18 protein-coding genes are annotated in these 23,008 nt (G+C 64.7%); 9 read left to right on the top strand and 9 right to left on the bottom strand.

The window, feature by feature from the left end; translation table 11 throughout:
- Positions 1–70: 70 nt before the first annotated feature.
- From HBF26_RS04675 to HBF26_RS04665, 3 genes are read left to right on the top strand one after another with little or no spacing between them, the layout of a single operon-like run.
- On the top strand, positions 71–1,147 hold the full coding sequence (locus HBF26_RS04675) for a glycosyltransferase family 4 protein (protein WP_167123585.1): 1,077 nt from the start codon (positions 71–73) through the stop codon (positions 1,145–1,147).
- A complete protein-coding gene (locus HBF26_RS04670; protein ID WP_167123583.1) occupies positions 1,144–2,121 on the top strand; it encodes a lysylphosphatidylglycerol synthase domain-containing protein in 978 nt (325 codons plus the stop codon). The genes HBF26_RS04675 and HBF26_RS04670 overlap by 4 nt, the downstream gene beginning before the upstream one ends.
- The gene (locus HBF26_RS04665; RefSeq protein ID WP_167123580.1) at positions 2,114–4,417 is read left to right on the top strand and encodes a hypothetical protein; all 2,304 of its coding nucleotides are present in this window, start codon (positions 2,114–2,116) and stop codon (positions 4,415–4,417) included. The genes HBF26_RS04670 and HBF26_RS04665 overlap by 8 nt, the downstream gene beginning before the upstream one ends.
- A gap of 10 nt (positions 4,418–4,427) precedes the next feature.
- Here the strand turns inward: HBF26_RS04665 and HBF26_RS04660 are convergent, their stop codons facing one another.
- The 3 genes from HBF26_RS04660 to HBF26_RS04650 form a co-directional block, all read right to left on the bottom strand.
- Positions 4,428–7,469, bottom strand: a complete 3,042-nt coding sequence (locus HBF26_RS04660; RefSeq protein WP_167123578.1) for a glycosyltransferase family 4 protein — start codon at positions 7,467–7,469, stop codon at positions 4,428–4,430.
- Positions 7,456–8,514, bottom strand: coding sequence for a glycosyltransferase (locus HBF26_RS04655; protein WP_167123576.1), 1,059 nt, complete (start codon positions 8,512–8,514; stop codon positions 7,456–7,458). Before HBF26_RS04655 ends, HBF26_RS04660 begins: the two co-directional genes overlap by 14 nt.
- Positions 8,515–8,711: 197 nt before the next feature.
- Positions 8,712–10,319 (bottom strand): electron transfer flavoprotein-ubiquinone oxidoreductase, encoded by a 1,608-nt coding sequence (locus tag HBF26_RS04650; protein WP_167123574.1) that lies wholly within the window; start codon positions 10,317–10,319, stop codon positions 8,712–8,714.
- A gap of 148 nt (positions 10,320–10,467) precedes the next feature.
- Here HBF26_RS04650 and HBF26_RS04645 point away from each other — a divergent pair, with 148 nt between their 5' ends.
- Together HBF26_RS04645 and HBF26_RS04640 are read left to right on the top strand one after the other, a co-directional pair.
- Positions 10,468–11,868 carry an amidase gene (locus HBF26_RS04645; protein WP_167123572.1) on the top strand — a complete coding sequence of 467 codons (1,401 nt, stop codon included), beginning with the start codon at positions 10,468–10,470 and terminating at the stop codon, positions 11,866–11,868.
- A 38-nt stretch (positions 11,869–11,906) separates the two neighbouring features.
- Entirely contained in the window at positions 11,907–12,455 is a 549-nt protein-coding gene (locus tag HBF26_RS04640; RefSeq protein ID WP_338039628.1) for an alpha-ketoglutarate-dependent dioxygenase AlkB family protein, read from the top strand.
- Positions 12,456–12,571: 116 nt separating this feature from the next.
- Here HBF26_RS04640 and HBF26_RS04635 read toward each other — a convergent pair whose 3' ends face one another.
- Genes HBF26_RS04635 through HBF26_RS04620 form a run of 4 tightly spaced genes read right to left on the bottom strand, consistent with a single transcriptional unit; the run spans position 12,572 to position 16,044 of the window.
- Positions 12,572–13,177, bottom strand: a complete 606-nt coding sequence (locus HBF26_RS04635; protein ID WP_167123570.1) for an ABC-type transport auxiliary lipoprotein family protein — start codon at positions 13,175–13,177, stop codon at positions 12,572–12,574.
- Positions 13,174–14,112, bottom strand: a complete 939-nt coding sequence (locus HBF26_RS04630; RefSeq protein ID WP_167123568.1) for an MlaD family protein — start codon at positions 14,110–14,112, stop codon at positions 13,174–13,176. Before HBF26_RS04630 ends, HBF26_RS04635 begins: the two co-directional genes overlap by 4 nt.
- A gap of 10 nt (positions 14,113–14,122) precedes the next feature.
- Positions 14,123–14,905, bottom strand: a complete 783-nt coding sequence (locus tag HBF26_RS04625) for an ATP-binding cassette domain-containing protein (protein ID WP_167123565.1) — start codon at positions 14,903–14,905, stop codon at positions 14,123–14,125.
- On the bottom strand, positions 14,902–16,044 hold the full coding sequence (locus HBF26_RS04620; protein ID WP_167123563.1) for an MlaE family ABC transporter permease: 1,143 nt from the start codon (positions 16,042–16,044) through the stop codon (positions 14,902–14,904). Before HBF26_RS04620 ends, HBF26_RS04625 begins: the two co-directional genes overlap by 4 nt.
- 118 nt (positions 16,045–16,162) lie before the next feature.
- Here HBF26_RS04620 and gcvT point away from each other — a divergent pair, with 118 nt between their 5' ends.
- Positions 16,163–17,269 (top strand): glycine cleavage system aminomethyltransferase GcvT, encoded by a 1,107-nt coding sequence (gene gcvT / locus HBF26_RS04615; protein WP_167123561.1) that lies wholly within the window; start codon positions 16,163–16,165, stop codon positions 17,267–17,269.
- A gap of 55 nt (positions 17,270–17,324) precedes the next feature.
- Here the strand turns inward: gcvT and HBF26_RS04610 are convergent, their stop codons facing one another.
- Complete coding sequence (locus HBF26_RS04610; RefSeq protein WP_167123559.1) at positions 17,325–18,542, bottom strand: DUF3103 family protein; 1,218 nt, start codon at positions 18,540–18,542, stop codon at positions 17,325–17,327.
- A gap of 297 nt (positions 18,543–18,839) precedes the next feature.
- Between HBF26_RS04610 and gcvH the strand changes: the two genes are divergently transcribed.
- From gcvH to HBF26_RS04595, 3 genes are all read left to right on the top strand, one after another.
- Positions 18,840–19,235, top strand: a complete 396-nt coding sequence (gcvH, locus tag HBF26_RS04605; RefSeq protein WP_167123557.1) for a glycine cleavage system protein GcvH — start codon at positions 18,840–18,842, stop codon at positions 19,233–19,235.
- A 432-nt stretch (positions 19,236–19,667) separates the two neighbouring features.
- Positions 19,668–20,255 carry a met regulon transcriptional regulator MetJ gene (metJ, locus tag HBF26_RS19940; protein ID WP_167123555.1) on the top strand — a complete coding sequence of 196 codons (588 nt, stop codon included), beginning with the start codon at positions 19,668–19,670 and terminating at the stop codon, positions 20,253–20,255.
- Between the two features lie 256 nt (positions 20,256–20,511).
- Entirely contained in the window at positions 20,512–21,534 is a 1,023-nt protein-coding gene (locus HBF26_RS04595; RefSeq protein WP_167124355.1) for an energy transducer TonB, read from the top strand.
- Between the two features lie 70 nt (positions 21,535–21,604).
- On the opposite strand, the gene HBF26_RS04590 is transcribed toward HBF26_RS04595, so the two are convergent.
- Positions 21,605–22,945: a serine hydrolase domain-containing protein gene (locus HBF26_RS04590; RefSeq protein ID WP_240151214.1), complete on the bottom strand. Its 1,341-nt coding sequence runs from the start codon at positions 22,943–22,945 to the stop codon at positions 21,605–21,607.
- Positions 22,946–23,008 lie beyond the last annotated feature (63 nt).

Raw genomic sequence — 23,008 nt, 5'->3', positions numbered from 1 at the left:
CGTAGACAAAGCTGTTTATAATCCATCGTGACAACAAATTGTAATGACCCTTTCACATGCAGGTTGCCCGATGCAGCGAGTCCTGTTCATCACGCGCAAGTGGCCCCCTGCCATCGGTGGCATGGAAACCTATGCGGTGAAGCTCGCCACACAGTTGGAGGCGCGTTGTGCACTGGAGACCCATGTATTGCCCGGCCGGATCGACGGCAGGCCTCCCGTCCCGTTTCGGCTAGCTCTGTTCTTACTGGGTTCGATGCGGTTTCTTGCGAGACGCCGAGCTGATGTTGTACACGTCGGTGATCTCGTGTTATGGCCGCTTGAGTGGTTCGCCCGCGTGGTAGGCGCGGCTCCACGTACTGTCATTACCGCCTACGGGCTGGACCTTGTCTACGGGTACCGGAAAGGGCTGCTCCCGTGGCTGTACCGGCATTACCTTGCGCTCGGCGTTCGTATGATCGGCAAGAATGCGCATGTGATCGCCATCTCGCGCCAGACAGCGATGCTTTGCGAGAGAGCGGGATTTTGCAATGTCACCGTGGTGACGCTGGGTGTCGACCCACCCACGCTTTGCCCGCCCGTTGATTCCCCGGCACGTCCGTTTGTGTTGTTCGTCGGCCGTTTGGTCAGGCGTAAAGGGGCCGCCTGGTTTGCCACGGAGGTTTTGCCACGGTTGCCTGCATCGGTGCGCATGGTCGTTGTCGGCAAGGCGTGGGATGAGAGCGAGATCGCCCTGCTCGGCGCGGCTCCAAGAGTCGATTACCGCAATGTCGTAACCGCCGCAGAACTACGCACGCTTCGGCGGGAGGCGATCGCGGTGGTCATGCCGAACATTCCTTCCGGCGGTACGGATGTCGAAGGATTCGGCCTTACCGCAGTCGAGGCAGGTGCCGACGGAGGCATTCTGTTGGCGAGTGGCATCGAAGGCATCGTCGATGCTGTGGTCGACGGAGTAACTGGCTATCTGCTTCCTGCAGGCGATGCAACAGCCTGGGCTGCCAAGATAGCGGAGTTGATATCGTGGCCGATGGAGAAAAGAAGGTCATTTATTCAGAACGCGCAAGCAACGATCGCATCCCGCTATAGCTGGTCAGTGGTGGCAGAACGCACCCTGGAAGCATATGCCGCCACGTCAAGGCAAATGACGTGAAGGGGCTCGCTCGCCATGTCTTAAGGCGGGTGGCAGGAGGGCTTGTTGCCGTCGTTGCCATCGGCTTCTTTGTGCAGCGGCTTGTTGTCAACTCATCCGGGTTGCCGCACGTCGCCTGGAGCCCGGCTAGTATCGGAGTATCCATAGCCTCGGTGTTGCTGGCGCTGGCTGCGATCTTGCTCGCGGGATCGGTCTGGCAGGTGCTTTTGAACGATCAACGGGTACGCCGCCCCTTTGCAAAGGTGCAGGCGCTGTTTCTGGTGTCTCAGTTCGGGAAGTACATCCCTGGGAATATCGGACAATTCGTGGGAAGGGTCGTTCTCGCCAGGGACATCGGCATACCTGTTCCCATCACTTTGGCGACGATGCTCACCGAGGTGCTCTGGAGTGTCGGCACGGCGCTCGGCATTTCAGCGCTTTCACTCTTTCTCTTCCTTGGCGGCCACATCTCGACATTCCCGCGATGGTTCGACGGCGCCGGGCTGCTCGTATGTTTTGCGGCCGTGATCACGGCTCCCTGGGCAGGTGTCACGCTTCTGAAGCGGATTTTTCCCGATTTCGTCGGGCGGTTTTTCGGAGGCAGCGAGCTGCGGCCTCCTGGCATGGCCGCAGCCTTGCGCGTGTCGATCCTTTACGTCTGCAGCTACGGCTGCATGGGCTTGATATTGCGCATGCAGTCGCAGGTGTATTTTGGCGCGCCCGCCGTACCACTTTTGGAGGTAAGTGGGTTCTTCGCCCTTGCCTGGCTGGCGGGCTATTTGTTGCCTGGCGCGCCGGCGGGGATAGGGGTCAGGGAGTCGGTGCTCCTGGTGCTGTTCACGCCGTTGTACGGGGAGTCTGCCGCCATCGCACTTGGCATCACGTTGCGCTTGGCCACCACGGTGGCCGATGCACTGGCATTTGCGACCGGCTGGGCATGGAGATACATGCAGGCGCGCATGGATTATCGAGGCCAAGGGGACATCAATGAATAATCAGGCGATGTCGCGGGTATGGGTAGCTGTGGCCATCCTCGCCAGTCTAGGCTGGGCGCTGGCTGTCAATGGCGCCGTTCCTGGCTTTGCTACGCCTACACTCGGCCAGGCAGCGTCCATGCTTGGATACGCACAGGCATTCGCAGATCAGCACTGGTACTCGCTGCATGCGCGATCGTTTGGCTATCCTGTCCCTACGTCCCTGGCGACCGGCCTTCCGCTGGCCTGGGTCGCCGGGCTATTCCTTCGTCTCGGTCTTGCAGGGCCGGATGCTTACTCCGCGGCAGTCGCCTGTTGGCTTGCGGCTGGATTCGCCGGGGCGTGGTCGCTTGCAGTTTTCTACGGTTTGCGATCTGTCACGGCGGCGCTGGCTGCCGGCGCCTGGATGAGTCTGCCCATCATCTGGGCTCATCAAGGCTATTCGTCGCTGGCCTTGGGCATGGCTTTGCTGCCGGCGTACTTGTTCCTGACGCTGTCGCTCTTCGTCCCGAACGGCAGTCGTCCATGGCCTCGCAATCTGGTGACCGGCGGACTTTTCTGCGCCGCATGCGTCCTCGCGTTATTCATGGACGGATACACATTCATGATGTTCGCCGTTGCCGCCGGAATCACGTGGCTATACAAGCTCGCAGATCCGTTATCGCGGCGGCGTGCCCTGACATTTGCGCTGCCGGTCTGCATCATGGGTTTCGGCGGTGCATATGTCCTTTACACGCGTTTCGTCGGGCGTTCGGCATTCGACCCCGCGCCGCTGGACGTGTTCAGAGGATGGGGCCTGGACCTGACTTTCCTCGTTAAGCCTTCCAGTGGCGAATTGTGGCTATGGGATGCCCTGCATTGGACGACCAGCCGTAGCGAAGCCATCTTTTACGGCGACGCTTCGGTCTGGACCACCACCTTCGCGCTCCCCTTGGTTATCGTCGGTCTGGCGTGTGTTGCTTCCCTCCGTGGAACCGATCGTCGTGCATGGCTTCTGTTGGCCATTGCGGCCTTCGGCTTGTATATGGCTCTTGGTCCGTCGCTGAAGGTCGATGCGGTGAAACCTGCTGGAGTAGTCGAACGAAGCATGACTGCGACGCCGGGAATATACCCTACCGGAAGTGCCTTGTTATCCGAGCACGTCCCCGGGTTCAGGATCATGCGCGCGTCGTATCGTTGGGAGGGTCTCTTCCTTCTCGGTATGTGGGGGCTCATCGCTTTGCGTGCGGCCCGCTCTAGAGGCTCGTTCGCATGGAACGCCGGCTACATCGCGCTTGTTGTCGCGGTCGCTCCGCACCTGGGGGCACAGTGGGGCGATTACCGTACGTTCCGGCGAGACTTCGGCAACATCGACCGCGAATTGGCCGAGCCGCTCGGCCGGCACCTGCGACCGGGCTCGCGCGTGCTGTTCATGCCGTACAACAACGACGTGATGGCTAATTACCTCAGCCCAAAACTGCACGTCGTGTCATACAACGTCGGCGGAGATAAACAGGTCGAAATTGCCCGGCCAGCGTGGCCCGACAGCATGAGCCAGTTCGTTATGAATCGGCTCGCCCCTGACGACGCAAGCGCTATCCGAGGTGTTCTCCTCGAGCAAGATGCCGACGCGATCGTGATTCCTTACTTCAACAGTCTTTATGCCGCTCACGTATGGCCCTGTCCCGAAGAGGCGAAAGGGTATTCGGCAGGGACACTGGCCTTGTTCGAGTCGCGCACCGATTTCTGGTGTCCCCAGAAGATTCGCGAGGCATATTCACCTGCTGTCGAGATGTTGCGTGGCGACCCCGTGCTCTCGGTTAAGGAGGAAGCGTTCTTTGCGGTCGTCGCACTTCGTCCTGAATACCAAAGCGAAGCCGGGCGTCAGAGGGCTTGGGCGCGCACCTTGGAAGGTGTTTCGCTGCCCCTGAATGTGATCGAGACCCCCGATGCGGCAGACCGGATCCTCGTTCGAGGATGGCATGCTCGTGAACCGGGCAACCGCTGGTCGGGAGCGCACGCCCGATTGCTGATCCCAATCTCACCATCGTGCCAAGAGACCTCGTGCGTGGTGCATCTGGGACTTGCGGCGTTCGCTGCCAGTGCGAATCGGCCCGTAACGGTGGCGCTGTCAGCAGGCGACCCCAATGCCTCGGTCAGCGCGACCATCACAGATACTTCCATCCATACAATGGCCGTCACGCTACCGACGGGGCGTGAGGTGGCCTTTATACAGGTGGATGTGCCGCAGGCGGCCTCACCCGCCATGCTGGATATGAACTCGGATAGTCGTGTGCTGGGTGTCTCGCTGTCGACCATCGAGATCTTACCCCGCTGAGGGCTAACCTTTACCGCGTCGATACTTCACCAATCCGCTCGGCAAGTACGGACGCCGCATCGTCCCACGTCGGCCAATCGCTGCGGGGGGCATGCAGGGGGCGTTCGGCGAGCCAGCGGGCGAGGTAGGTGGCGAGCACGGCGGGCGACGTGCCATCGAAGTACGACGGGTAGTCGCCAGCGATCTCGCGAAAGACCTTGAGTGACCGGGCTATGACCGGTTTGCCTCGCTGCGCGGCCTCGACGACGGGAAGGCCAAAGCCCTCGCCCAGCGAAGTCACCAGGAGCGCGGTGCTCGCACGGTAGAGCGCGTCCAGCGCGGCATCGGAACACCCTTCGAACCAGAAGAGCCGTCGCCCCCTTTCCCCATGTTGTTCAAGGCGCTGGATAAGCTCGCCGACCATCCAGCCCCGCTTCCCGACAATGACGAGGACCACATCGGCGTTCGATTCCCATAGCAGTTCGAAGGCGTCCAGTGCCTGTTCGTGGCCTTTTCGTGGTTCGATGGTGCCGACCATGAGGAAAGAAGGCCGTGTCGCGAGAGCTTTATCGGTGGTCGGGTCCAGCCGGGCGGACTCGAGTGCCGAAGGCACTTCGACCCCGAGAGGGAACGTCGATGTCGCGGGAGTCCTGCTCCGTCGTTCCATTCGCATCCATGTCGCCAGCTCATCCGCCGTGCTGCGTGAAACGCAGTGCAAGCCATCGGCGAGGTCCGTCGACAGGCGTAACCACCGATCGAACGCTTCGCGCGTCTGGGGATGGAACGCCTCTGGAAGCGTGATCGGGAGCAGGTCGTGAACGATGAAGTGCATCCCCACGCCGGTGCGCCTCCAGGCGTGTAACAGGTCCGCGCTAGCCGGCAGACTTTCCATGGCCCAATCCAGGCCAATGAATGTCTCGTTGCCCGTTATCGCGACGGTGTCTTCGACCAAACCGGGGGGCACCGGTATCTTGAGCAATGCCGCTGCATAACCGTGGGCATGTTGATACAGGCCATCGCGGAAGGCGACGGGCTCGATACGTATGCCCGCGGGGGGCGCGGTAAGCCAACGTTTGAGGACCGAGCGGACCACCCGCTGGATGCCCGTGCCGAGGTCGGCGCTGGCGACGTGCGTGACATCGACCAGCCACCGCGCGCTGCCGCTGGGCCGCAGGCGGTCAAGGGCATCCGCGACTCGTGCAAGGTCATCTTCGTCGAGCCGGTGCGCGATGTGCGCGGCGATGTCGTCCTCGACCATGCGCTGGCGAACGAGGGGGTGCGATGCATTGTCCCCGATCCATCGACGCCGTGCCTCGTGGTCCTGTCGTGCTTCCACCTGGCGCACGGCCACCGATTCGTGCGCGAGGACACGTGGCCAGTCGACGGCGTAAGGATCGAGAACCGCCTTCCAGCCGCCGGCGCGATAGCGCTCGAGTTCCGGCACAGCGGTCGTTGGAAATGGACCTTGCCACTCGGCCAGCCCCGGCCATGCGCGTAGCGCCGGCATGAGCTCAGCGACGTTGTCGTCATCCATGAGGTAAATAGGGATCTGGGCACTGGCACCGTCAACGGGGGCGGCGGCAGGAGAATAGTTCGGCGCAGGCGCGTTTCGGGGGCGGGTGAACGTAGCCCATGCCGCTTCCATGGCGTCGACGGCACGCGCCGCGACGCGGGGCCAGCTGAACTCGCGTGCGCGCCGGACACCGGCATCCCTCAGGGCGATGGCGCGGTTGGGGTCTTCCAGCACGCTGCGTATCGCCGTGGTGATCGACGAGGGTTCCGAGGCATCGAACATCGCCGACGGGTCATTCACGACCTCCGGCAGGCTGGTGGCATTGTTGACGATGACCGGCGCGCCGCATGCCATGGCCTCCAGGGGAGGCAGGCCGAAACCTTCCTGCGCGGAAGGAAACACGAAGAGCGCACATGCCTGGTATAGGCGGATCAACTCGTCGTCGGGCACATGGCCGGGGAAGACGGTTTCGCCGTCATCGAGTCCCGCGACGCGAGCGGCGCGCTCCAGGCGTTGTCGCGTCGGCGCGTCGAGGCGTCCGACCACGACCAACTGATGCTTGTCCCGTAGCGCTTTCGGCAGCGCCGAGAAGGCGGGGAAGAGCGCTTCCACGTTCTTTCGCTTGTCGGTGCCGCCGCTGTAAAGCAGGAAAGGACGGTCGATACCCATTCGATGAAGGAGCCGGGCATCAAGGTCTCCCTCCGACGCTGGCCGAAACCTTGCGTCGACTCCGGCACCGATGGTCACGATGCGGCTTTCGTCCAGTCCCAACCTCTGGATCGCGTCGTCGCGCACCCAGGAGGAAATCGCGAGCAACAGATCGCAGCGCCGAAGCATGTCGATCCTTCGCATGTACCACTCGCGCGCGCGGGACTGGCCAAGATCGCCCCCGGAACCTAGTGGGATCACGTCGTACAGCGTTGCGACGGTCAGCTGCCGGGGCAGGTCGCTCGGCATGACCGCATCGTCTTTGTAACCTTCGATCAGGCTGGTGAGCCAGACGACATCGGCGCCTCCGATATCTAGGGCATGACTGTAGACCCGTTCCGCGGCTTCGCGCCGCGCGTCGTTGCCCGGGTTGTCGAACGATGTTCCGCGCAACGGCCCGAACAGGGTCCGTGGCGGATGCAGGTTCTTTTCGGCGAAGTCGACAACGGCCTCGTCAATGCCGCCCAGGGCGGCGTTGAAGAGCAATCGTGCGTCGTGCCGTCCTTGGATGGCATGCAGGAATTCCACGGTCGTGGCGCGCGTGTAGCGGCCGATGCCCCGGTGACGGCTCTCTGTCTGGAGCCCCTGCATGTCGATATGGATCTTCACTGTCGCATCCTTGCCTTCATCCGCTCGAGACTGCGGCGGCTGCCCTCCGGCATTCGCTTGATATCGAGATCGAGCAGGGCTCTGTCGTGAGCGCTGCGGGCGGCCAGTTGCCGCAGGCGCATGTCGACCCACGGCAGGCGATAGACGAGGTCGACCAGTCCGCGCTTCAATCGCGGATGTCGCGCCATGATCGCCATCATGCGCCGCAGCAACATGCGGGTGATGTGCTTCATTTCCCGGCATCCAGAGCGCGGCGCAAGGCGTCCCGCGCGATGTCGACGGAGAAGTGCAGGCGGACGTTTTCCATGCTCGCGTCGGAGATTCGGGCCCACAACGTTTCGTCATGGCTCAGTCGGAGGATCGCCGCGATGAAAGCCTCCGGCGTGTCGGCGATCAATGCGTCCACGCCGTCCTTCAGGTGCATGCCCTCGGCGGCGACGTTTGTCAGCACCACGGGAACCCCGAAGCTCATGGCCTGATTGACCTTGCCTTTCACCCCCGCGCCGAAGCGCAGCGGTGCCACCGAGATCAGCACCTGCCCGAAAAGAGGAGCGATGTCGGCCAGGCGTCCGTGAATCTCGATACCTTCGCCCTCGATGCCCTTTCGCGAATGCTCGTCGATATCGCCGACCAGGTGCAATGTTGTGTCAGGTGCCACCGTGCGTACACCTGGAAGGATTTTTTCCACAAACCAGCGCACGCCATCCTCGTTGGGAGGATGGCCGAAGCCGCCTACAAACAACAGTCCGCTGCGGCCATGGAAGCCGCGTGCTGGCGCATGCACGTCGTGGATGTTGCTGACCAGTTCGACATGCGCGCGAGGCGCCTCTTGCTGGAGGACGTTTCGCTCATCCATGCTCACCACCAACGTGGTGTCGCAGCGTCCGACCATGGCGAGTTCATGGGTGCGCAGGCGTATCGCGCGCCGCATCATGGCGGGGGCACCCATCAATTCGGCGGCACGGCGTTCCCGTATGAAGTGCAGGTCGACGGTGTCGAAGACAACGCGGGCGTGCGGCGCATGGCGCCTGACCACGTCGATATATTGGTCCGCGACCGGAAGGCGGCATAGCATGACGGCGTGGAGCGCCACGCCTTCACGCCTTAGCCATTGCAGGGGCTGCTCGCGCACGATCCTCACGCCAAGGGCGCCGAGGCGAACGGCATCGGCGGAGGAGCTGTCGCCGTCGTCCGCAAGAAAGTCGATCTCCCATCCGTCGGCGTTCAGTAACGCGAAGATTCGGCACAGGCGAACCGAACCGGAATCGCGCGACGGATCCGGTGTCATGCTTTCGATAACGAGAATTCGGCGCGGAGGGTGGCCAGGGGCGGGACGCTGGACGAAGACCTCGCCCTGGACCGATTCAACGACTGCGCGAGGTCGACCAATACGGCGTAAGGTTCCACGCCAGCCGCGCATCGCGATGCTGCCCTTCAGTCGGCGAACCAGGTGCCGGATCCGCCGAAGCTTCCAACCGATGTCCATCAGAGACTCTGATAATTCGGCCCAGACCCACCCTCGGGCGTCACCCAGGTGATGATCTGGTACGGATCCTTGATATCGCACGTCTTGCAGTGCACGCAGTTGGCCGAGTTGATCTGCAACCGGCGCCCGGCGTCGTCCTGCACGATCTCGTAGACGCCTGCCGGGCAGAAGCGCTGGCAGGGATTGCCGTACTCCACAGTGCAGCGTTCGATGCAGATGTTCGTGTCGGCCACCTTCAGGTGCACCGGCTGGTCTTCGTCGTGTTCGGTGGCGGCGAAGTACACGCTGGCGAGTCGGTCGCGCGGCGCAAGGGTACGCTCGACATAGTCCTTCTTCGGTGCCTCGTACTTGTCGAGCTTGACGAGCGACGACCAGTCGGCGTGGTTCTTCAGCGTCCACGGCGAACGGCCGACGGTGAGCGTTTCCCACGCGGCGTTGGCAAGGCCGCGCCACAGGCCCTTGGCGAAGCCGGGGCGGATGTTCCGCACCTTCTTCAGCTCGCTCATGATCGCCGAGGCGCGCAGTTTGGCGTCCCAGCCAGACGGATCGAATTGCGTCGCCATGAGGTGCTCGGCGGCGAGCATGCCCGAGGCGATGGCCTGGTGCGTGCCCTTGATCTTCGGCACGTTGACCAGCCCGGCCGCGTCGCCGATGAGGATGGCTCCAGGCATTTCCACCTTTGGCAGCGACTGGTAGCCGCCTTCGATGATGGCGCGCGAGCCGGCGGACACGATGCTGCCGCCTTCGAGCAGGCCCTTCACGTTCGGGTGGTGCTTGAACTGCTGGAAGGCTTCGAATGGGGAGAAGTTCGGGTCCGGGTAGTCCAGGCCGACGACGAAGCCGACCGCCACGCGATCGTTGTCGAGGTGATACAGGAAACTGCCGCCGTACACGTCGCTGGGCAGGGGCCAGCCCACGGTGTGCACCACCTTGCCCGGCGTGCCGCGTCCCGGCGGCAGTTGCCAGAGTTCCTTGAGGCCGATGCCGTAGGTCTGCGGATCGCTGTTCGCGTCGAGGTCGAACTTCTTGACGAGCGCCTTGCTGATATGGCCGCGGCAGCCTTCGGAGAGCACGGTGACCTTCGCCCGGATGTCGATGCCTTCCGTGTAGCCGGGCTTGTGCGAGCCGTCGCGAGCGATGCCCATGTCGCCGATGCGCACGCCGGCCACCGCGCCGTTGTCGTCGATCAGCGCCTCGGCGGCGGCGTAGCCCGGGAACACGTCCACGCCCAGCGCCTCGGCCTGGGGTGCCAGCCAGGCGCACAGGGCACCGAGGCTCACGATGAAGTTGCCGTGGTTGTTCATCTGCGGCGGGGTGACGGGACTCTTCGTGCCCGCCTCGGGGCCCGACAGGAACCAGAATTCGTCCTTGGTCACCGGCACGCACACCGGGGGCGGCGCCTTGCGCCATTCGGGCAGCAGACGGTCCAGCGGGCCCGGTTCGATCACCGCGCCGGAAAGGATCTGCGCACCGATCGTGGAGGCCTTCTCGATCACGCAGACCGACACGTCCGGGTTGAGCTGCTTCGTGCGGATGGCGAACGCGAGGCCGGCGGGGCCTGCCCCGACGACGACGAGGTCGTATTCCATGGTTTCGCGTTCGCTCATGGCTGGCTCACTCGGTTGGCTGGCTGCGGAATCAACCCGGTATTGTCCGGTTTCGCCGGTATTCGGGCAAATAAGCCGTTTCAAACGGCTGGGGTTGCATGATCTTCACATCTCGCGTTCATAATCCTCCCAAGCGCAAGGAGAGTTCATGAATACGATGCCGCCGGTCGCCGATAACGACATGCGCCGCGCCACCCTGTTGCAGATACTGCACTGGCTTGCCATAGGACGGGTCCAGCCCCAGGCTCTTTCCGACGTGTACCAGGACGCCATCGAGCGCCTGAACCCCCGCCTCAACGCGTATGTCGACTTCAGCGTCTCGCTGATCCAGGAGCAGGCCCTGGCGGCGGATCGTCGTCGGCGCGACGGGGTGATCGGTCGCCTGGATGGCCTGCCGCTCGCCATCAAGGACAATTTCGACGTGGCCGGTGTGCCGACGCGCGCGGGTATGCGCCGCCGCACGGTCGTGCCAGGCGAGGATGCGCACGCGGTGGCCCGCCTGCGGGCATCCGGCGCCGTGCTGCTGGGCAAGACGAACATGGACGAGGGCGCGCTCGGTCTCACGACCAACAACCCCTTCCATGGCGCAACGCACAATCCGCACCGTCTCGGCTATACAGCGGGCGGTTCGTCGGGCGGCGCGGCCGCAGCCGTGGCCGCCGGCATGGCAGTGGCCGCGATCGGGTCGGACACGCTGGGCTCGATCCGCGTCCCCGCCAGCTACTGCGGCGTTTACGCACTGAAGCCGACGCATGGCGAGATCTCCGCGCGTGGCCTCGTTCCCGCGGCGCGCCGGCTCGACGCCGTGGGCCTCCTCGCGCGTGGCGTCGACGATCTCACGGTGCTCTTGCAAACCCTGGCAGGCTATGACGCCGACGACGCGCGCTCGCGCCGCCGGCGTGTCGCCTTCTCGCCGCCCGATTGGGAGCCCGGCAACCTGCGCGCGGGGTTCCTGCCCGATCTCGCGGCGGTCGGTGTGGAGAAAGACGTCATCGACGTGTTCGAGGCCGCGCTGGCGAAGTTGCAGGGCGAACTGGGCGAACGGCGTACCGTGGACTTCTCCGACTGGGATTTCGCACGCACCCGCCGTGCCGGCCTTCTGCTCATGGAAGCGGAGATGCTCAACACCTTCGCCACCGAGCTTGCGGACGAGGCCTATCCCGTATCGGCGGGCTTCCGCGACATGGTGGACTTCGCGGCGAAGAAATCCGCGGCCGACTATGCCGCCGCCGACCTCGTGCTGGACGCGGCGACCCTGAAGATGCGGCGCCTCTTCGCGCAGGTGGATGTCCTGGTGCTGCCGACCACGCCGCAAGGGGCCTTTCCTCTGGACGGGCCCGTGCCGTCGTCGCAGGCGGACCTTTGCGGATTCGCCAGTCTCGCCGGATGCCCGGCGGTCAGTATTCCGATGGGCACGTTGCCCAACGGCATGCCGATCGGCTTGCAACTGGTCGGTGCGCGTGGCTCCGACCTTCGCCTGCTCGAACTTGCCGGGGTGTGCGCTTCGTCGCTGGACGCCGAACCGGCCTATCCCGTGGAGCCCGCCTGAACCTCGACGCGCGCCGGATCGACCTGCCCGGCGCCGACGTGACGTTCGCGCCGCATTGGCTGGCTCCCGTCGAGGCCGACCGCCTGTTGCTGGCGCTACAGGAGTCGCTGCCCTGGGAAGTGCATCGGATAAGGATGTTCGGCCGCGTGGTGGACTCGCCACGGTTGAGCGCCTGGATCGGCGACGCCGACGCCACTTACCGCTATTCCGGCACGCGTTTCGCTCCCCATACGTGGCCGCCGGTGTTGCAGGCGCTGCGTGAGCGCGCCTCGGACGCTTGCGGCGTCGCGTTCAACAGTGTGCTCGCCAACCTGTACAGGGACGGTAGCGACCGCATGGGCTGGCATAGCGACGACGAGCCGGAACTCGGCCCGGCGCCCGTGATCGCGTCGGTGAGCCTCGGTGCGGAGAGAACCTTCCGTTTCCGTGCGAAGTCGGGCGGCGAGCCGGTCGCCATCGAGCTGACGCACGGTAGCCTGCTGCGCATGGCCGGCGCCACGCAGCGTCTCTACAAGCATGAGTTGCCGGCGCGGAAGCGCGTCGTTGGCCCGCGCATCAACCTCACGTTTCGCTCGATAAAGAGCTGAAGGTCCGGCGCTGGCGCTTCTGTGGGAGCCGCTTCAGCGGCGATTGGGTGCTCGCGCCAGCGTGCCCGCTGCCGCGGGATCGCCGCTGAAGCGGCTCCCACAGGGTCGCGGTTTCATCACTTCGCCGGCGCAGTCTGCAAGGTCCAGTCCACAACCTCATGGGTCACCTTGTCCATGGCGCGTCCGAACGCTTCTACCACCTGCGGCACTTCCTTGCCGTCCACGGGTTCCCGAACCTCGAAGCGGCGACTGCCCAGGATGCGATGCTTGTGCGTGTCGGCCAGCACCGCGTCGAAGCGCACGACCACGTCGGGTTTACCGCCCGTGTACTCGGTCTGGAATGCGCCCAGCGACCCGCCGAGTTCGACATCGGCGGCGAGGTCGCTGTCGTCGGTGCTGAGCGCCGGCACCTTTCCGGTGTCGCGGAATCCGTCGGTCAGCCGATTGCGGAAGAGTTTCGGTACCGTGTCCGACCAGCGCGCCCCGGCATAGACGGTCACCGTATTGGCTTCCGGCACCACCGCGATGCGCGAGTTCTCCAGGACGCGGGGCGCGTTCGGCGAGGCGACGCGCAGCGCCCAGCTCACCGGCTGCGCCGCGGCCGGCCTGGCGCCCGGCGCCGACGGCAGCGTATAGATGCGCGGGGTCTCGGCCTTAGGCAGGATGGAGCACGCCGTGAGCCATGCGAATAGAAGCGGAACGGCGAGACGGGCACGGCTCATGGGGTGAACTCCTTGGTGTTCTCGCGACCGAACAGATAGCCGCTCGGATTCTCGTCGAGGCGCCGGGTGATGGAACGCAGCGAACCCAGCGTGTCGCGCAGTTCGTGCAGGGCGGGGCCGAGTTGTCCCAGGCTGGCGGCGCCGCCGTTGAGCGCATCGTTGTTGTCGTTGAGCAGGCGGTCGATCGTGGCCATCGAATGTTCCAGGGATGCCATGGCGCGCTGGGCGCTTTCCAGTGTGGCCTTGCCCTGGCCTTCCACGAGGCCGTTGGCGTTCTGCACCAGGGCGCGACTTTCGGCCAGCGTCGCATTGGCCTCTTTCGTCGCCGTGGCCAGCTGGCCGATCAGGGCCCGGATGTCCTCCCGCTCGTCGGCAATGACGCCCGTGGTCTTGTCGAGGTGGTCGAGCGTTCGTTCGATGGCGTGCACGTTCTCGTTGGACAGCAACTGGCTCGCTCGCGCCGCCGCCTGATTGATGTTGGTGATGAGGTCTTCGCCGTTCGAGAGAATGCGCGAGAGCGGGGAGGGGTCCGCCACGATGATCGGCACCTCGCCGTTGTGCCCCACGAGCAGCGGACTGCCCGGCGAGCCACCCGACAACTGGATGATCGCGACGCCGGTCACGCCCGTGAGGGCAAGCTTCGCATGCGTGTCCCGCCGCAGTGGCGTGTCGCCGGCGACACGGATGCGGGCCAGCACACGCCGTGGGTCTTCCGGGTCGAGGCGAAGCTGCATCACGTCGCCGAGATGAATGCCGTTGTACTGCACGGCACCGCCTCGCGAGAGGCCGGTCACGGCCTCGTTGAAGACTACGTCGTAGTAGTTCCATTCCTGGTCGGAATGCGCCTTGGCCAGCCATACGCCGAAGCCGAGACCGAAGAGCACGACGAGTACCGTGAACAGCCCGATCAGGATGTGGTGCGCGCGGGTTTCCATGTGAGAGTCCCTAGCCACCGCCCCGATGGGCGGCGAATGTGGCCGCGCGGCCGCGCGGTCCGTTGAAATACGCCTGCACCCATGCATCGTCGGTTTTCGCCACCTCGTCGATGGGGGCGGCGGCGAGCACGCGTCGCTGCGAAAGTACCGCGACGCGATCGCAGGTGGAGTACAGGGTGTCGAGGTCGTGGGTGACGAGGAAAACCGTAAGCCCCAGGGCGTCGCGCAAAGTGACGATGAGGCTGTCGAAGGCCGCGGCGCTGATCGGGTCCAGCCCCGCGGTCGGCTCGTCCAGGAACAGGATTTCCGGGTCAAGGGCGAGCGCCCGGGCGAGGGCCGCGCGTTTGATCATGCCCCCCGACAGCTGCGAGGGGTACTTGCGTCCGGCATCCACGGGAAGTCCCGCAAGCGCCAGTTTCACTCCGGCGAGGCGCTGTGCGTCCATGCGTGGAAGGCCCGCGTGCTCCACCAGAGGGAGCGCCACGTTCTCCGCCACCGTCAGCGAAGAGAACAATGCACCGCTCTGGAACAGCACGCCGAAGCGACGTTCCACCTGAGAGCGGCGGTCCTCGGGCAAGGCGAGCAGGTTCTCCCCGAACACGCGGACCTCGCCCGCGGTGGGGCGCACGAGTCCGACGATGGTTCGCAGCAACACCGACTTGCCGGTGCCCGACCCGCCCACGATGCCGATGATCTCGCCGCGGTAGACGTCGAGGTTCAGATCCTCGTGCACCGTCTGGGTACCGAAGCGGTTCACCAGCCCGCGCACCTCGATGACGGTTTCGGCGGTCACCAGTCCATCTCCATATAGAAGAGTGCCGCCACCGCGTCCAGGAGGATTACCACGAAGATCGACTGCACCACGGCGGACGTGGTGTGCTCGCCCACCGACTGCGCGCTACCGGCGACCTTGAAACCTTCCATGCAGCCGATCACGGCGATCATGAACGCGAACACCGGCGCCTTCGCCATGCCGACGAGGAACTGCGTGAGCGACATGTCCGCCTGGAACATGGTGAGGAACATCGACGGGGACATCTTCAGCACCGCCATGCAGACCACGGCGCCGCCGACGACACCGGACATCATCGCGATGAAGGTGAGCAGGGGCAGGGAGATCAGCAGGGCCAGCACCCGCGGAAGCACCAGCAGTTCCACCGGGTCGAGGCCGAGCGTTCGTATGGCATCGATTTCCTCCCGCGCTTTCATCGAGCCGATCTGCGCGGTGAAGGCGCTGGCCGTGCGGCCGGCGAGCAGAATGGCCGTGAGCAGCACCCCGAACTCGCGCAGGAAGGCGAACCCGATGAGGTCCACGGTGAAGACGGTGGCGCCGTAGCTGGCCAGGGCGGTGGACCCGAGGAAGGCCACCACGCAGCCCACCATGAACGAGAGCAGTGCGAGGATCGGCACGGCGTCGAGGCCGGTCTGTTCGATGTGCGACACCAGCGAGGTCACCCGCCAGCGATGCGGGCGCCAGACCGTGGTGAGAAAACCCTGCAGCGTCATGCCAATGAAGGCAAGGAGCTTGGCGGTCTGTCGCCAGAAGCCGTGCATGGCCCGGCCGATGCGCTCCAGCGTTACCACGAAACCGGCGTCGCGGCGGCGCTTCACTCCGGTGCAATAGGTGTCGATGGCGTCGCCGACGGTCTTCAGCAGCGCACGGCGCGCCGGAGGCAGCGCCTCGTCTTGTGCCAGCGCCTGGGTTCGAGCGCTGCCCAGCAACTCGGCGATGACGAGGGCCCCGGCGGTATCCAGGGCGCCCAGGCGAGAGATATCGAGCGCTACTGCCGCATCGATCGAGCCGGCCAGTTCGGTGGCGCGTTGCTGCAGCGCCGGGTAGTGGGGGAGGGTCCAGTCGCCCGCCAGGGCCAGCCGCGCGCCGCCCGCGTCGCGGGAAAGGGTTGCCGAGCCGGGTAAGGTTGCCGTCGCCATGGATGGCAAGGCTAGCAGGAGTCGGTGGCCCCCTGTCTTGGTCGCCATTGGCCTTTGGCGGGCCGCGGCCCGATAATGGGAGGCTGTTCCCGCCGTCCATTCCCTGCAAGGTACGCCGATGACCCAGAAGACCGAACTCAACGCCACCCATCGCGAGCTGGGCGCCCGCATGGTCGACTTCGGCGGCTGGGACATGCCCATCGCCTATGGCTCGCAGATCGAGGAGCACCATGCCGTGCGCAAGGACGCCGGCATGTTCGACGTGTCGCACATGACCGTGGTCGATCTCGGCGGCGACCGTACGCGCGAATTCCTCCGCAAGCTGGTGGCGAACAACGTCGACAAGCTGGCGAAGACGGGCAAGGCGCTCTACACGTGCATGCTCGACGAAAACGGCGGCGTCGTGGACGACCTGATCGTGTATTTCCTCCGCGAGGACTTCTTCCGCCTGGTGGTCAACGCAGCCACCCGGGACAAGGACCTCGCGTGGATCGAGAAACAGGCGGCCCCCTTCGGCGTCACGGTACGCGAGCGCCCCGAGTTCGGCATGATCGCCGTGCAGGGCCCGAACGCGCGCGAGAAGCTTATCGGCCTCCTGCCGGAGGAAGTGCGCGAGAAGGCGCGCAAGCTGGGCAAGTTCGCCGCCATCGAGGTCGAGGGGCCGAACGGCATGCCGCTGTTCCTCGCGCGCACCGGCTACACGGGTGAAGACGGCTTCGAAGTCGTCGTGCCCAATGCTCGGGTGGTCGAACTGTGGAACCTTCTGCGCGAAGCCGGCGTTGCGCCGGCCGGTCTCGGCGCGCGCGACACGTTGCGCCTCGAGGCCGGCATGAATCTCTACGGCCAGGACATGGACGAGTCGGTCACCCCGTGGGAAGCCGCGCTCGCGTGGACGATCTCCCTCGACGAGGGCCGCGACTTCATCGGGCGCGCCGCGCTCGAGAAGCAGAAGGCCGACGGCGTGCAGCGCACGATGGTCGGGCTGGTCATGGACGACAAGGGCGTGCTGCGCCACGGGCAGAAGGTGCTCACGGCGGCCGGCGAAGGCGAGATCCTGTCCGGCGGGTTCGCACCCACCCTGGGCAAGTCGGTGGCCTTCGCGCGCGTGCCGGTCGGCGAACTCGGTTCGGTCCGCGTGGACATCCGTGGCCGCGAAATACCGGTTCGGGTGGTGAAGTTCCCCTTCGTCCGCGACGGCCAGCCCATGCCGGGTATCGCCGGCTGAAAGAACCGGGTGGCGGAAAGGAAAGGGCGGCGCGGGCCGCCCTTTCGCGTTTCGATCAGAGGTCGTTCTTGCCCGGCTTTTCGGTTTCCGTGGATTTGTCCACGTATGCCTTCACTCCCGGCCCGACGATCACTCGCGGTGCCAACCCGATCTTTGCCCAACCACGTGCGCCGACTCTCGGACTGTTTCGGGTGTAGTGACTGCCACGCTCGAGCATATAGAAGGAGTCGATGTAATCCACCGAGTTCTCGAACCATTGGCCCGGCATCACATCGATGATCGTATTGGCGATCTTGGCCAGGCCGGCGGAAATGAGTGCATACGGTGCTCCCGGGGAGACCAGGAGCGACACGTCGCCGACCGCGGAGACCACCGCTTTGGTCAACTCCTTATAGTTGAAGTCGCCGTCGTCTTCGAAGAGCTGCACGTTCACGTAATTGGCGCCGAAATTCCGCCAGGTGATGAAATCCTGACCCGGCCTGTACCACTGCTTGTCGTGGTCCAGCCATGGCATGTCCACATTGATGATTTCCGCTTTGCCCTCGGGACTGACCCCGGAGATGATGGCGAAAACTTCAGCGTCGCCTGCCGCGTTGGGCTCCCGGTCATCGGTCAGGTAGATGTCGGTGAGCACGGAAACATCTTCCTGGGACGCGGCCAGGCTCCCTGTCCGCGAGGTGGCCCGTGGCGTTTCGGATTGCAGGTCACCTCGGCGCAGCGACTCGTTCATGATTCGCATGCCCGCGCTAAGGGCCGTCGCGTTGGTCGATTCGACGACGAGCATCGGCACGTCGGGCGCCGCGTCGACCGGATAGCGGCGCTCCGTGCCGCGGTCGTCGTAGGCGACCAGTTCCTTCTGCCGGGTGGCGGGGTTCTTCACGATGGTCGCGGTCCAGACACCACGGGTGTTCGCGAGTGGCTGACCGCCCGTGCCGGACACGTGCAAATCGAGCAGGCCTTGAACCGCCCCTTCCAGGCCGCGGTAACGAATAGCCTGTCGGTCCAGGTCGCGAAGCTCTTCCTTCGCAGCGTCGCCGCGGGTCACGTCCCTGGGCTCGTAGTCGCGCAGTACATCGGCAAGCATCGCCTGGTTCTTGTGCAACTGGCCCTGCAAGGCATCGTTGAAGGCGGCGTCGTTGATGAGCGTCGCGAGATGACGGGCCGCCTCCTGGCGGGCTTCACCAACGCTGGCGACCTCGGCCGCCATCAGCGGGGAGGAGAGAGACAGCGCCATGGCGGTGGCGATCAGGGTGGTCTTGAGGATCCGTTTCATGGGGAGCTCCGTGGTGGATGCTGCGATGGGTTCGCAGGGAGTGGATCGCCGCGGGAGGGGGAGGCGATCGGGATGCGGCATCAGGACCGAGCCGCGGCTACAAGGTAGCCCCGCGCGCCCACGGCATTCTGTCGGTGCATTCGCCGCTGGCTGTGAGGAAACATCCTTCAGGTCGGTAAGCCCGGGGCTGGGTGTGCGCCAGAAGCATGTCGGGTACGGCTTTCTCGCGGGCCACTTACCGGTACAATCGAGCGTCCCATTCCCGCACCCGTACCGAGACGAACGAGGCCCTATCCCATGAGCGAAATCCCCGGCGATCTGAAGTTTGCGAAGTCCCACGAGTGGGTCCGCGTCGAAAGCGACGGCAGCGTGACCGTCGGCATCTCCGACCATGCGCAGGAGTCGCTTGGCGACCTGGTCTACGTCGAACTCCCGGAAGTGGGCAGCTCGGTCGAGGCTGGCGCAGGCACGGCCGTGGTCGAATCCGTGAAGGCAGCTTCCGACATCTATGCGCCTGTGTCGGGCGAAGTCATCGCGGTGAATACGGCTCTCAGCGACAAGCCGGAAACGATCAACGAGGACGCCTACGGCGAGGGCTGGATCTTCAAACTGAAGATGAGCGACAAGTCGCAACTCGACGATCTGCTCACGCCGGACGAGTACGCCGAGGTCGCCGAAAGCGACGATCACTGATCCCCTTCGGTAACCCCGAATCGATGCCGGTCGTCCTCGACCGGCATTTTTTTTGTCCCGGAGGGGGTGCCGGGGAAATTTTTTTTTGCCCCCGATTTGCACTTCGTTCATCCCCGGAACGACGTCGGTTCGGAGTTGTTCGGGCGTCGCTCGTAATGGACACAAGCCGCTGCCGGAAACGCACGTCGTTTCTCACGACGAACGAAATATGCCTTTATTTATGATGTTTGCTGAACCGAATAAGCGCTCGCGTGTGTTTAGTGTTCTGCGTTCCGACAGCACGAAAGCCATCCTCGAAGCGACCGAACGAGCCTTCCCAGGTCACTCGATGTCGCTGCTATCCCGCCGCAAGGTCTTCAATTTAGTGCCAAAATTTATTGACAGCGGAAATGTTCAGGAATAGCTTTTGCGTCAATCGACGGGGAACCCGGAATGGAAACAGGAAAATTCATCAGGCCGTATGTGGAGCATGGTTCGAAAGCGGGGTCGGTTCGCAAGATCACAGTCTCGATTCCGCTGCATGTGCTCCGCCTGCTTTCCGATGAACGTACTCGCCGCCAGGTGAACAATTTGAGGCACGCTACGAACAGCGACCTGCTGGTCGAAGCGTTCCTCCACGCTTTTACTGGGCAACCACTGCCAACTGATGAGGAGCTGAGACGAACCATGGCCACTGCCAAGAAATCCACTGCCAAGAAATCGGCCGCCAAGAAGGCGACCAAGAAGTCGACCGTGAAGAAGACCGCCGCCCGCAAGTCGCCGGCGAAGAAGGCCTCGACCCGCAAGGTCGCGACCCGTAAGGCTGCTACCCGCAAGTCGCCGGCGAAGAAGGCCGCTGCGAAGAAGGGCGCTCGCAAGACGTCCACCCGTAAGGTCGCCGCCAAGAAGGCGGTGAAGAAGGCCGTACGTAAGGCCACCGCCAAGAAGGCCACGCGCAAGGCTTCGCCGCGCAAGGCTGCTTCGAAGAAGGTCGCCGCCGCCAAGGTGGTCCGCGCGACCAAGGCCGCCAAGGCCAAGTAAGCGTCACCTCCAATAAGAAAGTACGTTAGCGAATTAGCTCCCCGCGGTGCCCAGCGCGGGGAGTCACTTCGAAGACTTGACCCCGGCCCCGCCGGGGTCGTTCGTTTTCAGGCCCCGAAAAGCTCCTAGTCCGGCGAACTGGATTCACGCGGCCATTACGGTTACCTTGTCGCCACATCGCGCTGCGGAGGACGGGGGGTCTTCCGCGTCAAGCCATAGAGGGGCGCGCGTTAAGCGGAGTCCGTTCAGAACCGCCATGGATACCCGTCATCGCCTTTCCTCGCGCCGCCATGTACGCGGTGCCGTCAATCCTGTCACGCTCGCGGTCGTCGCCATCGTCGTGGCTCTCGCCATCGCAGCGTGGTTCCTGATCATCAAACCGTACCGCGACGCATCGGCCGGTGTGTCACCCGGGCCCACCGCGTCGCAGAAGACGACCGCGGCGCGCGAAGCCCCACCCGCCAACGTGGATGCGCTCAGCGTCGATCAGCTGCTGGCCGAAGCCCGCACCGCCATGAACGAGCAGCGGCTCGTCGCCCCGGCGGGTAACAACGCTTTCGAGTTCTATATGAAAGTGCTGCAAAAGCAGCCGGGTAATCCGGTGGCCGCCGACGCGTTGCGCGAGACCTTTTCCTACGGCGCCGCAGCGACCGAGCAGACGATCAACCAGCGCGACTTCACCGAAGCGCAGCGCGAGATCGATCTGCTCGCCAAGGCGGACCCCGAGAACTACACGCTGACGATCCTGCGGTCCAAGCTCGATGCCCAGCGCAAGACGCTCGACCGCGAACAGCAGCAGGCGCTGGATGCTCAGAAGGCTCAGCAGCTTGCCCAGCAGAACGCGGCGGCGGCAGCAAAGCAGCAGGCCGAACAGGCAGCGGAAGCTCAGCGCCTGGCTGCGGCACGCGAACAGGCGGCCCGTACCGCCCAGCAGCAGACCGCCGCACCCGCCAGTCGCCCTGCCGCCACGCCGACGCCGCGCCCGGCAGCGCCCGAAGCCGACGCGATCAGCGACGCGGTACTCGTGCGCCAGGTCACCCCGCGCTACCCGACCGCGGCGATGCGCGCGAACCAGGAGGGCTGGGTCGACGTCGAACTGACCGTGGGCACCGACGGTACGGTGGGTAACGTCACGGTGGTGGACTCGCAGCCCAAGCACGTGTTCGATCGCTCGGCGATCGACGCGGTCAGCCGTTGGGAATACAAGCCGGCCACACGCAACGGCGAACCGATGGCGGTAACACTCCGGCGACGGTTGCAGTTCAACCTCGGCCGGTAAGACGAAAGGCCCTCGCGACAAGCGGGGGCCTTTTTTTGCGTGAGTCAGGGCGGGGTGCCGCCAAAGGGAATCAGGGCTTCTTTTTTGCCGTCTTCTTCGCCGCGCTCTTTTTCGGGGATGTCTTCGCCTTGGCGTTGGCTTTCGCAGGGGTGGACTTCGCGGCCTTGGCGACCGGTGCGTCGCGTACCGGGCCGTCGACGCCCGCCCAATCGACATGCGGCAAGCCCAACAGGCTGTCGAACACCATGGGCATGAGCCCGCCCGGCACCGGGCCGGCGGCGTTCCACATCGTGACGACGCCTGCGTGGTACTTCGGGAAGAAGCCTATCATCGTGCGATAGCCCGATACCGCGCCTGCGTGGTACACGAGGTCTTCATTGGCGTACTTGAAGACGCGCCAGCCCAGTGCGTAATGCGCGTCGGTGACACGGGCGCGGCGCCACGGCTGCGAGCGCTCCTCGGAAGGCGTGGCGACCTCCGGTGCATGCAGCACGTCGAGCAACGGCGTGGGCAGGACGTCGGGCCGTGCGCCCATCTGGGCCATCAGCCATTGCTCCATGTCGCGCAGGCTGGCGTTCACGCCGGCGGCGGGAGCCACGCGGTAGTAGCTGTCGTTGGGTTCGTAAGGCGTCCAGTGGTGCGGCGTGCCGCGATGCGGACGGGCCCAGCTCTTGCTGGATTCCAGGGCGTCGCGGCCGTAGCTTGCGGTGGTCATGCCCAGCGGCGAGAAGATGCGCCGCTCCACCTGGCGGAAGAAATAGTCGCCGGTCTGGGCGAAGATCACGTCGCCGATCATGCTGAAGGCCACGTTCTGGTAGCCGTAACATGCGCCCACCTTGCAGGAGAGATCGACCTCGTCCAGCTTGCGCACCAGTTCCTCGTAGGGCGCGTCGGCTTCCAGCATCGCATCGTAGGTGTTGCGCGGCAGGCCCAGGCGCTGCCCAAGGATGTCGCGTACGGTCGCCTGCTGGGCCTCCTGCATGTCCTTGAGCTTGAAATAGGGAATCGTGTCGATCAGCCTGGTATCCCAGCTGAGGAACCCCGCGCGCACCAGTACGGCGGTGACGCCCGTCGCAAAAGCCTTCGAGAGCGAGGCCAGGCGGAACACGGTCTCCGGAGTGGCCGGTTCCCTCGTCTTCGCGTTGGCATAGCCCATGGCGCGCTCGTAGACGACCTTGTCGTCGACGATGACGGCCGTCACGACCGCGGGTGCCACGTCGCGCGCTTCCAGCGCATCGAGCCACCGTTTGTAATTCTCCACGGTTTCCTTGACCCTCTCCGGCGGCAGTTTCGCCGAGGCGGGATCCACGTGAACGACGGGTGGTTTTTGCGGAGTCGCGGCAAACGCGATGGACGCGGAGGCGGCGCAGGCGAGCGCGCAGGCGAGCAGGGACGCGGAACGAAACGACATGCTTTTCTCGCGGATCGAGGCACCGGCGGTGCCGCGGAATGGGAACACCGGATACCCCCGGCT

Source organism: Luteibacter jiangsuensis (genome assembly GCF_011742555.1).
In the GTDB taxonomy this organism is placed as follows: domain Bacteria; phylum Pseudomonadota; class Gammaproteobacteria; order Xanthomonadales; family Rhodanobacteraceae; genus Luteibacter; species Luteibacter jiangsuensis.
Note: the sequence above shows the minus strand (reverse complement) of the source record. Positions and strands in the feature narration are given on the sequence as shown.